Annotated in this window: 17 protein-coding genes and 1 tRNA gene; 7 read left to right on the plus strand and 11 right to left on the minus strand. The window is 63.0% G+C overall.

What is annotated here, in order from left to right:
- Window positions 1-137 precede the first annotated feature (137 nt).
- The 9 genes from V7D69_RS13400 to V7D69_RS13440 all read right to left on the minus strand — a co-directional run bounded on the left by V7D69_RS13400 (window position 138) and on the right by V7D69_RS13440 (window position 7,351).
- Window positions 138-1,211: an endonuclease/exonuclease/phosphatase family protein gene (locus V7D69_RS13400; RefSeq protein ID WP_324061847.1), complete on the minus strand. Its 1,074-nt coding sequence runs from the start codon at window positions 1,209-1,211 to the stop codon at window positions 138-140.
- 150 nt (window positions 1,212-1,361) lie between these two features.
- Window positions 1,362-2,321: a right-handed parallel beta-helix repeat-containing protein gene (locus V7D69_RS13405; RefSeq protein WP_324061849.1), complete on the minus strand. Its 960-nt coding sequence runs from the start codon at window positions 2,319-2,321 to the stop codon at window positions 1,362-1,364.
- Window positions 2,322-2,406: 85 nt separating this feature from the next.
- Window positions 2,407-3,042 (minus strand): MarC family protein, encoded by a 636-nt coding sequence (locus tag V7D69_RS13410; protein ID WP_324061851.1) that lies wholly within the window; start codon window positions 3,040-3,042, stop codon window positions 2,407-2,409.
- 6 nt (window positions 3,043-3,048) lie between these two features.
- Complete coding sequence (locus tag V7D69_RS13415; protein WP_333606051.1) at window positions 3,049-3,771, minus strand: hypothetical protein; 723 nt, start codon at window positions 3,769-3,771, stop codon at window positions 3,049-3,051.
- Window positions 3,768-4,664, minus strand: a complete 897-nt coding sequence (gene folD / locus V7D69_RS13420) for a bifunctional methylenetetrahydrofolate dehydrogenase/methenyltetrahydrofolate cyclohydrolase FolD (RefSeq protein WP_324061855.1) — start codon at window positions 4,662-4,664, stop codon at window positions 3,768-3,770. Before folD ends, V7D69_RS13415 begins: the two co-directional genes overlap by 4 nt.
- Before the next feature lie 11 nt (window positions 4,665-4,675).
- Window positions 4,676-4,969: a YggT family protein gene (locus V7D69_RS13425; protein WP_324061857.1), complete on the minus strand. Its 294-nt coding sequence runs from the start codon at window positions 4,967-4,969 to the stop codon at window positions 4,676-4,678.
- Window positions 4,970-5,088: 119 nt separating this feature from the next.
- Window positions 5,089-5,649 (minus strand): hypothetical protein, encoded by a 561-nt coding sequence (locus tag V7D69_RS13430; RefSeq protein ID WP_333606052.1) that lies wholly within the window; start codon window positions 5,647-5,649, stop codon window positions 5,089-5,091.
- Between the two features lie 47 nt (window positions 5,650-5,696).
- Window positions 5,697-6,596: an acetylglutamate kinase gene (gene argB, locus V7D69_RS13435; RefSeq protein ID WP_333606053.1), complete on the minus strand. Its 900-nt coding sequence runs from the start codon at window positions 6,594-6,596 to the stop codon at window positions 5,697-5,699.
- Window positions 6,597-6,661: 65 nt separating this feature from the next.
- Entirely contained in the window at window positions 6,662-7,351 is a 690-nt protein-coding gene (locus V7D69_RS13440) for a queuosine precursor transporter (RefSeq protein ID WP_333606054.1), read from the minus strand.
- 100 nt (window positions 7,352-7,451) lie between these two features.
- Here V7D69_RS13440 and V7D69_RS13445 point away from each other — a divergent pair, with 100 nt between their 5' ends.
- Window positions 7,452-8,789, plus strand: coding sequence for a NupC/NupG family nucleoside CNT transporter (locus V7D69_RS13445; RefSeq protein ID WP_324061864.1), 1,338 nt, complete (start codon window positions 7,452-7,454; stop codon window positions 8,787-8,789).
- A gap of 78 nt (window positions 8,790-8,867) precedes the next feature.
- Window positions 8,868-9,215: a hypothetical protein gene (locus V7D69_RS13450; protein WP_333606055.1), complete on the plus strand. Its 348-nt coding sequence runs from the start codon at window positions 8,868-8,870 to the stop codon at window positions 9,213-9,215.
- A gap of 98 nt (window positions 9,216-9,313) precedes the next feature.
- On the opposite strand, the gene V7D69_RS13455 is transcribed toward V7D69_RS13450, so the two are convergent.
- Together V7D69_RS13455 and V7D69_RS13460 are read right to left on the minus strand one after the other, a co-directional pair.
- Complete coding sequence (locus V7D69_RS13455; protein ID WP_333606056.1) at window positions 9,314-9,685, minus strand: hypothetical protein; 372 nt, start codon at window positions 9,683-9,685, stop codon at window positions 9,314-9,316.
- Between the two features lie 202 nt (window positions 9,686-9,887).
- The gene (locus V7D69_RS13460) at window positions 9,888-10,949 is read right to left on the minus strand and encodes a ribonucleotide-diphosphate reductase subunit beta (RefSeq protein WP_324061869.1); all 1,062 of its coding nucleotides are present in this window, start codon (window positions 10,947-10,949) and stop codon (window positions 9,888-9,890) included.
- 315 nt (window positions 10,950-11,264) lie between these two features.
- Here V7D69_RS13460 and V7D69_RS13465 point away from each other — a divergent pair, with 315 nt between their 5' ends.
- The 5 genes from V7D69_RS13465 (at window position 11,265) to V7D69_RS13485 (ending at window position 14,122) form a co-directional block, all read left to right on the plus strand.
- The gene (locus tag V7D69_RS13465) at window positions 11,265-11,525 is read left to right on the plus strand and encodes a DUF2171 domain-containing protein (RefSeq protein ID WP_324061871.1); all 261 of its coding nucleotides are present in this window, start codon (window positions 11,265-11,267) and stop codon (window positions 11,523-11,525) included.
- Window positions 11,526-11,647: 122 nt separating this feature from the next.
- Window positions 11,648-11,875, plus strand: coding sequence for a DUF2171 domain-containing protein (locus tag V7D69_RS13470; RefSeq protein ID WP_324061873.1), 228 nt, complete (start codon window positions 11,648-11,650; stop codon window positions 11,873-11,875).
- A gap of 224 nt (window positions 11,876-12,099) precedes the next feature.
- Window positions 12,100-12,173, plus strand: a tRNA-Gly gene (locus tag V7D69_RS13475).
- A gap of 211 nt (window positions 12,174-12,384) precedes the next feature.
- Window positions 12,385-13,623, plus strand: coding sequence for a tyrosine-type recombinase/integrase (locus V7D69_RS13480; protein WP_333606057.1), 1,239 nt, complete (start codon window positions 12,385-12,387; stop codon window positions 13,621-13,623).
- 103 nt (window positions 13,624-13,726) lie between these two features.
- Complete coding sequence (locus V7D69_RS13485) at window positions 13,727-14,122, plus strand: hypothetical protein (protein ID WP_333606058.1); 396 nt, start codon at window positions 13,727-13,729, stop codon at window positions 14,120-14,122.
- Window positions 14,123-14,243 lie beyond the last annotated feature (121 nt).

Here is a 14,243-nt window from a genome sequence, read left to right on the forward strand (position 1 = left end):
ACTGCTGCCTGCCTGCCGCCCTCCCGGCACAACCCCGCACTCGCCAGCGGGCGATTAACTGTGCCTGCACGAAATCCTCGCCGGATCGGGGAGGAGCGTTGTTTCTACCCCGGCAGGCGGCGGGGTGGTGAGCAACCTCAAGCCGAGTATCGATAACGGATCGTGTAACCCATGTGATCCGACAGCATCGAGCCGTCCCGTTCCGTGCCGAAGGGAACTTCGGCGCCCATCGGGGTCAGGCTGCCCGCTTTGCCGTTCAGCACGAATTGCAGATCGCGTGCGCGCCATGTGATCCAGCGAGCGTCGGCGGAACGGGCGAGCAGTTGTGGATCAGCGCCCGCGCAGGCGCGCAACGCGTCAACGGGGGAATGCCCAGCAAGCCCGTCCAGCGCCGATTGCAGCACGGCGATCCGGGCGGCGCGTTGGCCCTGGTTGAAATCGCCCGCCATGATGACCGGTGCGCCGGCGGGCCGGTTCGCGGCGACGAAACGCGCCAGGAAATACGCCTCGCGCCGGTAAGCATCGATCGTGCGCTCGGCAGACGCGTAAGATTCGCCCTTGCTGTTGAAATGCGTGTCGGACACCAGCACCTTGCGGCCACCGGGAAGCTCAAGCGTCACCAGCACCACGCCCTTGGCCGCCAGGCAATCGTAACCGGCGCAAGCGCCCTCTGGAAAGGCCGCCTTTTTCACGTTCAGCACTGGCAGGTCGGAAAGCACCATCAGGCCGCTGTCGACCGGCGTTCCTTCGGTTTCGCCCAGAGTCCAACTTCGTTCCACGCCGTTCGGCCATGCTCCGCTGCGCCGGTTGGGCCCCTCAACCACGAAACGATAGCCGGACAGACCGGCGATCGCTTTGGCCTGCCGACTGAAGGCTTCCTGCAGCACGACCACACTGGGGGCACACCCCCGCGCGTGCATCCACGCCAGCCGCTCCCCGATCGCGTGCAGCGCTTCGGCGCCTTTCTTGGCAAGCGGCCAAGGCAGACCGGCGACGTTATAAGTCAGCACGGAAATGTCACCGCCCTGGCAAGCTGAAGCGGGCAGATTCGGCAAAGCCGCCAGCTCTATGCCCGGCGCGGAAAGCGGTCTCAGGATCAAGGCGCCGGCCAGCAGCGCCGCAGCGGCTATCAGGCGCAAGCGCAAGGTGCGACGCATCGACGGCGCAAGGCCGCGCCGGGGCGTGGACGCCCCCAGACGTTTCGACATCATTTCCATCCTTTTTGTGAGGCGCGGCGCGCGATGGTGATAAGCACCGCCGTCAGTCACGGTGTTCCGCTACTGAATGACCACCCTGTCATAGACGTCGCCGCGAGGGCGGGTCCTCAGCTTGTGCCGATTTTTCCGTCCGGAACGGCGCCCTCACCGCTTCTCGTAACGCACCACCCCAGGCCCCAGTGCGTTCCGGCCCAGGCTTACCGCATCGCCCGACCAGTCGGCCACGAATGCGCTGCGGCGATCCAGGCCGGGAACGAAACGGGCGTCGTTATCTTCGATGACCAACCCGCCAGAGGGGTGCGTGCGATGTTCGGCGGCGACGGCGATGAAGGCGGAGTAGTTCTCCTTGTCGCGCCCCTGGACGAACCAGTTTCCGGCGATACGGCCTGTGGCGCCGTCGGACAGGTCGATCATGTAATTGGTGCCCCGTCCGCGCGAATCGTCAAAGCTGCAATCGGCGATCTCGATCCGGGCCGCGCGAGTCTTGGCATAGTGGCCGCCGGTGCCGGCTTCGAAGCGGCTGCGCGTCACCGTCAGCGCGCCATAATTGCCGACGTAAAGCGAATGGGCGCAGCCCGAACCTTCGCACGTGCCCAAGCGCGTGAACGTGGACTTGTCTATGGTGATCGCGCTTGCGGCGTCATCGGCTGTCAGGATGCCCTGCTCGCTGTCGCGGAACCAGGTTTGCGATACCGCAAGGTTGCCGTGCTCCAGACGGATGCCCGCGCCGTTCTTGTCGGCAACGCGGATATTGGCGAAGACCAGGCCGATGACCCGCGCCCCGCGTCCACGCAGCACCAGGGCGCCCTTGTCCTCGCAAGCCACGCCATCCAGGATCGACTGGCCGGGAACCGCCGCTTCGTATGTCACCTCGCCTTCCGCCTGCACGGCGCAATCGGCAAAGCGCAGCGAGGCGAAGCGGATCGTGCCGCGCCCCTGCCCGATCGCATTCACCGCATCCTGCAAGCGTGCATAGCCGCGCCCGGTCTCCACCACCGTGTAAGGCGCGGCAGCGCCGGAGCTCTGAGCCGTGGAAGACGTCACAGGGAAAGCCGCGAGGAAAAGCGCGGCGGGAGCGAGGGCAAAACGAGCAAGGCTGTTCATGCCGGCGCTTTTACCGTCGAACATCCACAAATGGGTAAACGCCGTGGGCTCCGTCCCGCCGTGGGACGGAGCGGGCGAGCGCCTGCTACGTCAGCAGCGTCGCTTTCACCCCGTCGATCACATATTGCGCGGCGAGCGCGGCCAGCACCACGCCGAGCAGGCGCGTGATGACCGCCTCCACTTTATCGCCCAGCACCCGCATCAATGGGCCTGCGGCGGCCAATGCGGCAAAGCTTATCATCATCACCAGCAACATTGCGCCCAGCACTGTCACTGTCTGCTGAAAACCGTGCACGCGGCTCATCAGCAGCATGATCGTGGCGATCGAGCCCGGTCCGGCCAGCATCGGCATGGCCATCGGGAAGATCGAGACATCCTCCACCTCGGGCGTCACGGCGTGATGCGCGCGAATCTTCTCCGCCCGCTCCTCCCGCCGTTGCGTGCGCCGCTCGAACACCATGTCCACCGCAATCATGAACAGCATGATGCCCCCGGCGATGCGGAACGCATCAAGCTGGACATGAAGCGCGCCCAGCAGCTGCTTGCCGAACAACGCGAAGACCAGCAGGATCAGCGCGGCGATCACACAGCCCCGTGCGGCCATGGCGACCGCCTGCCGCCGGCTCGCCCCCGACGAAAGACCAGCATAGATGGGCGCGCAACCGGGCGGGTCGATAACGACGAACAGCGTGACAAAGGCCGAAAGGAACAGGTCCAGCACGAGCGATTACCGCGAAGCGCCGGCCGCGACGGAGACTGACAACACCTGCGCCATCGCCCCGTCCTTGCGCAGCGACACAGAGAGCGTACGGGCGTTGTCAGCGGCGACGTGATAAGTCCAGGTGAGCGTGCCGTCATCCGATCGGCCGCCCCCGTCCGCGCCAGCCACGCGAAGCTTCTCTCTGGCAGGCTGCTTCTGCCTGCCACTGCCAGCGCGAAGGGGCCCTTCCCGGCGCGCAGGGCAATCCGCAACGGAGGCGGAAAGCATGTCCGGCTCTTTGAGCGGGCTGGTCAGCGCATTGCCCTGATCGAGCACCCAGCGATAGCCGCCGTCTTTCTGTTGGCGCCAGATGGTGGTGAAATAGCCGACCGCGCCGTCCGGCCTCTGCCACGCTCCTTTAGTGACGCCCAGCGTCCCGTCGCAGCTTATCCAGACCTGATAGGGTTGCCATTGGATGGACGATGGCGGGTCCTTGCGCCCCTTCAGCCAGGCTTTGGCCATGATCGGCTGCGGCACGAACATCACCGCCTCCTGGTCAGCGAAGTCGCGAAAGGCGGTCCACTGCCCCTTCTCATGGGCGGCGCGGGCAAAGGCTATTTCAGCGGCGATCAGCGCGCTGGGATTGGCGGTTCCGGGCCCGGCGCGCCCGCGGGGCGGCTCCGCTCCGGCCGGCGCCCCATGGCCTGCCGCGAGCAGGGCCAGCGCCAGAACCGGCCGGAGCCGCTTCAAAGTGCGCCTTCGTCAAGGGCGATGCCCGCATTGCGGTGCGCCGCGACAATGGTGTTGCGCAGCAGGACCGCGATCGTCATCGGACCGACACCGCCCGGCACCGGCGTGATGGCGCCCGCCACTTCGCAGGCCGAAGCGAAGTCCACATCGCCCACCAGCCGACTTTTGCCTTCCTCTGCCGCGGGAACCCGGTTGATGCCCACGTCGATCACGGTTGCGCCCGGCTTGATCCAGTCACCCTTGACCATCTCCGCACGGCCGACTGCCGCAACTACGATATCCGCGCGGCGCACCACCTCGGGGAGATTCCTCGTGCGACTGTGCGCGACCGTGACGGTGCAGCTTTCGGCGATGAGCAATTGGGCCATCGGCTTGCCCACGATGTTCGAGCGCCCGATCACCACGGCATCAAGACCCGAAAGCGATCCCAGCTTATCCTTCAGCAGCATCACGCAGCCCAGCGGCGTGCAGGGCACGAAGCCCGGCAGGCCGGTGGCGAGGCGCCCGACATTGACGACATGAAAGCCGTCCACGTCCTTGTCGGGATTGATCGTCGCGATCACCTTCTGCTCGTTCATGTGCGAAGGCAGCGGCAGCTGGACAAGAATGCCGTCCACCGCTGGATCGGAATTGAGCCGCTCCACCAGCGCCAGCAGGTCCGCCTCCGGCGTGTCGGCGGGCAGCTTGTGTTCGAAACTGGCCATGCCGCAGGCCACGGTCTGCTTGCCTTTGTTGCGCACATAGACCTGGCTCGCCGGATCTTCTCCCACCAGCACTACCGCCAAACCGGCCTTACGGCCCGCCTTCGCGTCGAAAGCTGCGGCGACCACGGCGATGCGCGCGCGCAGTCCTTCGGCAAACGCTTTTCCGTCTATGATCTGCGCCTTCGTCATAAAGGCTTCCATCAATAATAGGCCAGCGCGAGATTGCGCAGCACGATGCCAACGATCGTCAGGCCGATGATAAGCACCATCGGCGAGAAATCGATCGCGCCGGTATTAGGCATCATCCGCCGGATCGGCCGCAGCATCGGTTCCAGGATCGCGTTCAGCGCATGCCACACCGCAGCAACGAACTGGTTGTGCATGTTGACCACGTTGAATGCGATCAGCAGGCCCAGCACGAACTGAACGATCACCACGAAGACGATGATGTTGATGAGGTACTGGACGATCTCGTAGAGGGTGGCGAAAAGCAACGCCTGCTCCTTTCCTGGTAAGGCCCGCGCTCAGGCCGACGCTTGCCGCGCTGATAGCCGAGCAGGCGCCGCCCCGGCAAGGGTGCGCGCCATGATTGACCGACGCGGCTGGACGAAGATTACTGCGTAAACGTGGACGTCCGCTCGATCCGCCAGTTGAGCTGTTCCTCGCTGGCGCCGGGCACGTCATTGACGCGCCGCAAGACGAAGGTGCCCCGCCGAGACGGGCGGCCGTCGGCGAAATCGATCACCACCGGCGCCTCGTAATAAAGCGAACCTGCAGCGCCTTCCACATCACCCTTGCCGATGGCAATCTTGGGGCCGGCCTGGCCGCCGAACTCGCCCTTCAGCTTTTCCGGCGTCATCTGGGCATCGAGGCTCCAGGCCCTTGCGGCATCCACCCAATCGCCTACGCGGATCGCATTCGTATAATAGCGCAGCAATCTTTCGGGATCGCGCCGTTCCGTCAGCGCCTCCATATCGAGACCGGCGGCGATCCCGGCGTCGGTCGCCGCCGATGCATCGACCGAAGGGGCCGGAACCACCGCATCGCTCGCGTCTTCAGTCGCGCCCGCGCTCATCTCAGGCGCCGGCGGATTCCGATGGCATGCGGCAAGCAGCAGCATGGTGCCTGGAAGCGCGGCGAGAAGAATGGCCTTGATGGCGACGGTATTACGCATGTGCTCCAAGTTACCCTTTCAGCTTGTGCCCCCCCTCACATGAACGGCTAACCCGCGCGGATCAATGTCCCGGCGCCCTCTTGCGTGAATATTTCCAACAACATGGCGTGCGACACCCGGCCGTCAAGCACCACCGCCGCCTCGCACCCCGCCTTCACCGCGTGAATGCAGGTTTCCAGCTTCGGGATCATGCCGCCGGAAATCGTGCCGTCCTTATGCAGGTGCTCGATATCGGCGGGCCTCAGGTCAGTCAGCAGGTTGCCCTGCTTGTCGAGCACGCCGTGAACGTCCGTCAGCAGAAACAAGCGCGCCGCCCCCAAGGCCGCGGCAATGGCGCCGGCCATCGTATCGGCATTGACGTTGTAAGTCTCACCGTCCGTCCCCGGAGCGATGGGGGCGATAACCGGGATCATGCCGGCGGCCGAGATCGTTTCGATGACGGAAACGTCAATCCTGTCAGGCTCACCCACAAAGCCCAGGTCTATCACTTGTTCGATCAGGCTTTCGGGATCCTTCCTCGTGCGCCGGACCTTGCGGGCGGTGACCATGTTGCCGTCCTTGCCGGAAATGCCCATGGCCCGGCCGCCGGCCTTGGCGATCCAGCTTACGATCTCCTTGTTGATCGCGCCTGACAGGACCATCTCGGCGACTTCGGCGGTCGCCTTGTCCGTCACGCGCAGGCCGTCCACGAACTGGCTTTCAATCCCGGCTTTCTTGAGCATCGCCCCGATCTGCGGCCCGCCGCCATGCACCACGACGGGATTGATGCCCACGGCCTTGAGCAACACCACGTCCTGCGCGAAATCGTGCGCCAGTTCGGGATCGCCCATGGCATGGCCGCCGTACTTCACGACGAAGGTGCGACCGGCGTAACGCTGCATATAAGGCAGCGCGTCAACAAGCGTTTCGGCCTTGGCGAGCAGGGCGGGATCGTGCGGATTCGGCATGTCTTGCGCTTTAGCCCGCTGGGCGCGGATTTGAAGGGGGTTTCGGGTCTTCAGCGAAGAACGCTTCACGCATCCAGCCGCCGCCCCAGCTTCACGAAGAACCAGATGAAGGCCGGCACCATGATCGTCGAGAGCGCAAGCTTGGCGACGATCTGCCCTTCCATGATCGCAAAGATCGGCAGCTTCTGCCCGGCAAACGAAATGGTGATGAACAGCAAGGTATCGACCGTCTGCGACAGGAGGCTGGCGATCCAAGCCCTGAGCAGGAGCAACGCGCCGCGTTCGCGGCCAAGGCCGCGGCCCGCCAGTTTCGAAAAGAGATAGACGTTGAGCGTCTGCGACACGCCGTAGGACACCAGCCCCGCGAATTGCATTCGCGCACTTTGCCCCAACAGGCGGGCGAAAGCCGCCTGATCGTTCCAGAACGGCGCGGGTGGCACCGCGCGGATAACGAAAGTCAGCAGCAGCATGGACACGATCAGCGGAATGAAGCCGAAACGCACCAAGCGATTGGCGGTGTCTCGACCATGCAGCTCAGCCACCGCGCTGGACAGCACCACCAGCAGCAGGAATGCGAAAATGCCTGACTCCACGGCCAGATCGCCCAGCCCCGGCCAGCGTCCCAGCGATGCCAGCTTGGTTCCCAGCACTCCGGCAAGCACAACCAGCCCGCCGTAAAGCAGCGCATAGACGAAGAGCGAGCGGGAGATCGTGCCTTGCGCCTTTAGCGCGCAGGCGGATGCGGGCTGGTTCATGGCCCCTGCCCTAACCGGCAAACGACAATTGCACTAGCCGTTCCAGGCGCGGCTCAGTAGGTTCGGCCCAGCTTGACCCATAACGGAGCAGTACGCCTCGATGCATGTCGCCTTCAGCCTGACGGGCATCGCTCTCATCATCACGACGGCCTTTCTGCTCTCCACCAATCGCAAGGCTATCCGCCTGCGCGTTGTGGGCGCGGCGTTCTCGCTGCAGGCGGGGATCGCCGCCCTGGTGCTTTACGTGCCTTTCGGCAACCGCATGTTGCAGGGCGCGGCAGGCGGGGTCCGCAACCTGCTTGGCTATGCTCATGCCGGGATCGACTTCCTGTTCGGCCCGATCGCCACGCCCGCGATCGGCGGCACCAGCTTCGCCATCGCCGCGCTGCCGGTCATCATCTTCTTCGCCTCACTGATCTCGATTCTTTATTACCTGCGGATCATGCCGCTGGTGATCCGCTGGATCGGCGGGGCGTTGGAGAAAGTCACGGGGATCAGCAAAGTCGAAAGCCTGTGCGCTGCTTCCAATATCTTCGTGGGCCAGAGCGAAAGCCCGCTGGTGATCCGGCCTTATCTGGCCAGCCTCAATCCATCCCAGCTGTTCTGCGTGATGACGGTGGGCCTGGCGGGCGTGGCCGGCACGATCCTGGCCGCTTATGCCAGCATGGGCATTCGGATCGACTACCTGGTCGCCGCCGCTTTCATGTCCGCGCCGGGCGGTATTTTCATGGCCAAGATCATCATGCCCGATCCGCAAGGCTCCCTGCCCGAGCCGGCCGGCGGCGACGCGGGGATACACGAAGGCACTTTGCCGCCCGCCGGCATGGCCGCCGCCGCGCTGAACCGTGAGGACGTGACGCACCAGCCCGGCATCCATATCGATGAGCCGGAAGCCGTCGAGCATGACGAGGAAAAGCCGGCGAACCTCATCATGGCCGCGTCGCAGGGCGCGCAGACCGGCGTCAGGCTGGCGGTGGCGGTGGGCGCGATGGTGCTGGCCTTCGTCGCTCTGATCGCGCTGGCCAACGGCATCGTCGGCTGGGCGGCGGGGCTGCTGGGCTATCGCGACGTGACCTTCCAGCTCTTGCTCGGCTATGTCTTTGCCCCGGTATTCTATCTGCTCGCAACGCCGGACTGGGCTGAAGCGCTTCAGGCTGGCGGCCTTTTCGGCACCAAGATCGTGCTTAACGAATTTGTGTCATTCATCCAGCTGGGTCAGGATACCGGGCTTTCTCCCCGCACCGTGGCGGTGATAACATTCGCGCTGTGCGGCTTTGCCAACTTTTCCTCCATCGCGATCCAGATGGCGGTGACAGGCGGCCTGGCCCCCAACCAGCGCCCGGTCATTGCCAGGCTGGGCGTCCGCGCGCTGGCGGCCGGAAGCCTTTCCAACCTGATGAGCGCGGCGCTGGCGGGCCTGTTCCTGGGATCGGGCTAAGCCAGCCACGAACACACGTTCACGCCGTGGCTCCCGTAGTTCGTGCTATCTTGTCGAAGAATGTGGGAGAATCGGAAAATGTCCTCTCAATCGAACGCGCAGCCATTCCAGTTTCAACTGGCGCCAGACCGGCTGTGGCAGGCGATCAATCCCTGGACGTGGAACGTCGATGCCGGACCGGTTGGCCTCATCAACGTCAACATCGGCGAAACGAAGTACCCGCAGACAGAACGCGCGATCCTTGACGAGGTAGGCAGCTACGGCAAGCAACTGGGTCATATCGGCGATGCGCTGGAGGTGCTGATCCGGCATCTCGACCTCAAGGACCTGAACCGGGCCGAACAGGACACGCTTGACGTCCTCAAGGGGGACCTCGCGCAGATCCGCGGCATAAAGGCGCGAGAGGCGCTGCGCTCTGCAACATAGGAGCGAAAACGCTTACCGCCGCGATTTTGCGATCGCCAGATGCTTCTTCAGAACCGGCGGCGTATCCTTGGCATCGGGCTTGACACCGTCGGGAGCCCTCACCCGCCCTCCTGCTCGGCCGTCAGCGCGGACTTGGGCAGACGGCTCGCGAAATGGTCAGCAGCGCCGGTACGATAGGCATAGAGTTGAGTGATCGGCACACGATAATCGACACCGCCGTCCGTGATGACGATGGTATTGCCGACCACTTGCTTGACCGTGCCCAGCGGGTTGCCGCTGCCGTCGACAATCGGCACACCGGGCGACAATTCGATGCGCGAAATATTGCGCACCGTCACCACGTCAGGGTTGGCGAGAGCATCAGCAGCGGAAGCATCAGGCACGGCAGCCGGCTGCACGGGCTGAGCCAGCCCCGGCGCAGCCGCGGCCAACGCCGCGCCCAGGCAAAAAGCCTTGATCCCACGAAACATGCGCGTTCTCCCAAATGATCGACATCACCGGAGAAACGCGGCAGCCCGTTCCTTTACCGCGTCGAAGTCGGCAGGGCGTGCAAGCCGACGGACGAACTGCAAGTATCTATTTCTCTGCAAAGACATGGGGCAACGAGAGCCATTGGGCCAGACTCTGGACCAAAGGAACTTCGCGCTATTCTTGCCGCGAGGTCCCGCCCCGTCACTCCGCCGCCTGCGCTCCGCCCGGGCTGCCGAACATATCCGGCTCGCTGCCGTCATCCGCATCATCCACGTCGTTGGCCTTGGCTTTGCGGCGCTGGTCGAAATTGGCCCAGACAGTGTTCCAATCGCCACGCGTCGCGCCTTTCGAGTATTCGGTGGCGCGGGTTTCGAAGAAGTTGGCATGCTCCACGCCATTGAGAAGCGGGGTAAGCCAGGGCAGCGGGTGCTCCTCGATCATGTAGATAGCCGGCAGACCGAGCTGGCCGAGCCGCCAATCGGCAATGTAGCGAATATACTTCTTGATGTCCTTGGGGCTCATGCCCGGCACCGGACCCATTTCGAAAGCCAGATCAATGAAGGCGTCTTCCAGTCGCACCGTTTTCTGGCAGCAATCGATAATGTCTTCCTTCACCGCCTTGGTCAGGCAGCCGCGTTCCTTCACGAAAGTGTGGAACAGCTTGGTGATGCCCTCGCAGTGCAGGCTCTCGTCGCGCACGGACCAGCTGACGATCTGGCCCATTCCCTTCATCTTGTTGAAGCGCGGGAAGTTCATCAGCATGGCGAAGCTGGCAAAAAGCTGCAGCCCCTCGGTAAAGCCGCCGAACATGGCGAGCGTGCGGGCGATATCCTCGTCCGTGTCGACGCCGAAGGTATGCAGGTAATCATGCTTGTCGCGCAGTTCCTGGTATTCCAGGAAGGCGCCATACTCGCTTTCGGGCATGCCGATGGTATCAAGCAAGTGCGAATAAGCCGCGATATGCACCGTTTCCATGTTGGAGAAAGCGGTGAGCATCATCTTGATCTCGGTCGGCTTGAACACGCGGGCATACTTTTCGTGGTAGCAATCCTGCACTTCGACATCGGCCTGCGTGAAGAAGCGGAAGATCTGCGTCAGCAGGTTGCGTTCATGCTCACTGATCTTCTGCGCCCAGTCACGGCAATCCTCACCCAGCGGCACTTCCTCAGGCAGCCAGTGGACCTGCTGCTGACGCTTCCAGAAGTCATAAGCCCACGGATATTCGAAGGGCTTGTAGGTCTTGCGGGCTTCCAACAGTGGCATGGACGTAAGCTCCGGTATGCGATTCGGTTCGGTGCCCGCGGCTTGCGGACGAAAATTGAGAGCGCCGGCCGGTCCTGCCGGACCCTGAGCGCGAAACCTCACGATAGCCTAATTCATGGCCGTGAGGAGTGATCTGGCACAACCATCCACAGGCGCGTAAAAAGCACATATTGCGCTCGCCCGAATATGGGGACGCAAGGGATTGGGGGCAATGACCGGCCCAAACGACCGCTTTCGAAACACCGCCCTTCGGCATGCAACCGCCGGGCAAGCGGCGTTTTTCACTTTGGAGCAGCAAGAGGAGGCGCTTTTTCCATGACCGAACCGCAACCGGCCCCACCTGCCTGGCACACTCCGGCGGGGACAATCCGCCAGGGGATGAAAGTCTTCGCCGCCGACGGCACCTGCGTGGGCACGGTAAGAGCGGTGGACGGAGAAGAAGTGCTGCTTTCCGGCGCGGATCCCGCCGACCAGACGGCTTTCATCGCCGTATCCCAAATCGACGGCGTGGGACCGGACGGGGTGCTGCTGTCAGGCCGCGGCGACGCCACGTTCGGGCTCGGCGCCGAGCCCTGACGCTTTCGTGCGGACAATGGGCGGCTCCAATTCCGCCAGCCGTGCCGCTTCGGGGACGAATGCAGGAACGATCCGCACCCTTGCGCCGTTGGCCTGATATAGACCGAAAAGGAGAACACCCGATGTTCGAGAAGCTTCGCATCCACGAGCACATGGAAGTGGCCACCAGCACAGGCCAGCACATCGGCACGGTCGACGAGGTGCTGGGCGATCAGATCAAGCTGACCCGTTCCGACAGCTCGGATGGAGCGCATCACTACGTCGCGCTGGAGAACGTCGATCGCATCGACGACAACCGCGTCTATCTCAAGCAGGGAACGCCGATCCCGATGGGTGCCGGCGCACATTGACGCGGAAATGCCAGCGATAGGCGGGTCGGCGCAACAGCCCGCCGTGAGAAGACCCCGGCCTCCCTTGCGAGAAGCCGGGGTCTTTCATGAAGGCCGATGAACAAGACGATATCGAACCTGCAAGAGACACATTGACGATGCAGCCGCGATCGTGGCACTAGGCGCTCGCCCGGCAGAAAGCGCACCACGACACATGCGCGCCAAGCACACCGGGCGCTGCAGATGCGGGTGTAGCTCAATGGCAGAGCAGAAGCTTCCCAAGCTTACGACGAGGGTTCGATTCCCTTCACCCGCTCCATTTTCCTGTCCGCCAATGTTCGCATTTGTATAGACAGACCCCCAAAATCCAAGGTATTTAGCGGTTATTAGGCCGCAGGCGTTCACCCGCGTTCGCATTCAGCCATGAGCCGGTGGGGGTATGATTGGGGGGTGTATGCAAAACGGCCAACTCGATACCCCCACGGTTGGGGGTATATTAGGGGTACGGACCCCAGAGAGGCTGCAAGCATATGGCCCTGACTGACGTTGCGATCCGCAATGCAAAGCCCGGCGCGAAGGCGATCAAGCTGGCGGACGGCGGCGGCATGTTCCTGCTTGTCACTCCAGCCGGGGGCAAACTCTGGCGGCTCAAGTATCGCGTCGATGGGCGCGAGAAGCTGCTGGCCATCGGGGCCTATCCTGAAATTGGGCTTGGCGAGGCTCGCAGGCGTCGAGAGGAAGCGCGGGAACTGATCGCCCTTGGCAAAGACCCGTCGCGGGAAAAGCAGCGCGAGAAGGTCCGTGCCCGCATACAGGCTGCGGACACGTTCAAGGCGATCTGTGACGAGTATTGCGAAAAGCGGCGGCGCGACGGGGCGAAAGGCTGGGCACCAGCAACAGCCACCCGAAGCGAATATCTGCTTTCGCTGGTTTGCGGGTCCATCGGCAAACTGCCCATTGGCGAGATTGAACCGGCGGACGTGCTGACAGCCATTCGCCGGATCGAAGGCAAGGGGAAGCTGGAAAGTGCCCGGCGCAGCCTGCAACTGGCGGGTGCGGTATTCCGCTATGCCGTGGCGACCGCGCGGCTAGCGTCGGACCCTACCCGCGATCTGCGCGGCGCGCTGACTGCGCCGACCGTTACCCATTATGGTGCGATCACCGATGCAATGAAGGTCGGCCAATTGCTCCGCGCCATAGACGACTATGAAGGCAGCGGTATCACCAAGCTGGCCTTGCAGATTGCTCCCCATGTCTATGTCCGCCCCGGTGAACTGCGCCATGCCGAATGGAGCGAGTTCGATCTGGACGGCGCACTCTGGATCATTCCGGCGGGCAAGATGAAAATGCGCAAGGCGCACCAAGTCCCGCTTTCACGTCAAGCCGTTGCGCTGTTCCGGGAAGTGCTGTCCGCTACAGGTCCGGCGGGTTATGTCTTTCCCTCGATCCGCACTCGCTCGCGCCCGATGAGTGAAAACACCATCAATGCCGGTCTGCGTCGCCTGGGCTATGCTAGCGATGAAATGACAGCGCACGGTTTCCGGGCCATGGCGTCAACCTTGCTCAATGAAAGTGGCAGGTGGCACCCCGACGCAATAGAGCGAGCGCTTGCCCATGGGGATGACGACAAGGTGCGTGCGGCCTATCATCGCGGCGCGCACTGGAAGGAACGTGTTGAAATGGCGCAGTGGTGGAGCGATTACCTCGACACCCTGCGCAAAGGCGCCGATATTGTACCGATCAATGGTAGGGGTGTGGTCAAAGTATGACGTTACAACGTATAAGCTGCGAGTAAGTGGCGCGACCTCTTCACGTACGTTCGACCGACGATTTGTCGTAGTGTTGATTGACCTTTGAGGGAGGGAGGTTGCGATGGGCAATTTTTCAATGGAACGCCGGGCACGATTTGTAATGTTCCTCGGTGTCGCGCTCTTGGGGATTTTTATCTTCTTTCATGAAATGATCGAGGACAGCCTCGGCTACGATGGCAGATGGGTTATTGAAAACGGATGGCTCCACGCCCTTGCTGCGGCGCTAATCCTGTTTGGCGCATGGAAATGGCTAAATGCTCGCGAGGATAGTGAAAAGCGCGAAGCCCCAAAATGCCCCCCTAAGGATCGCGGACAGGAACTTCTGGACGATCTGGTCAGCAGTGCAAAGATGCTCGGTGCGAAAACCCCCCGCGAGGCGGCCCAGATGGCAATGGGTCGCCGATTGCCTGATGACGAGTGGAGTGAAGTTCGAGCCGCTTGGGAAGAACATTGGTAATCGTGCAGCGGCTTTGTTGCGCAAATGGGCGGAGGGATTCCCGTTGTGAATCCAGTTTGTTAGTGGCTAGGCCGTGTGGACGAATTTGATCAAGCATAGGCCTGCGGCGAAGCTTACGATT

This window comes from Novosphingobium sp. (genome assembly GCF_036733805.1).
GTDB lineage: Bacteria > Pseudomonadota > Alphaproteobacteria > Sphingomonadales > Sphingomonadaceae > Novosphingobium.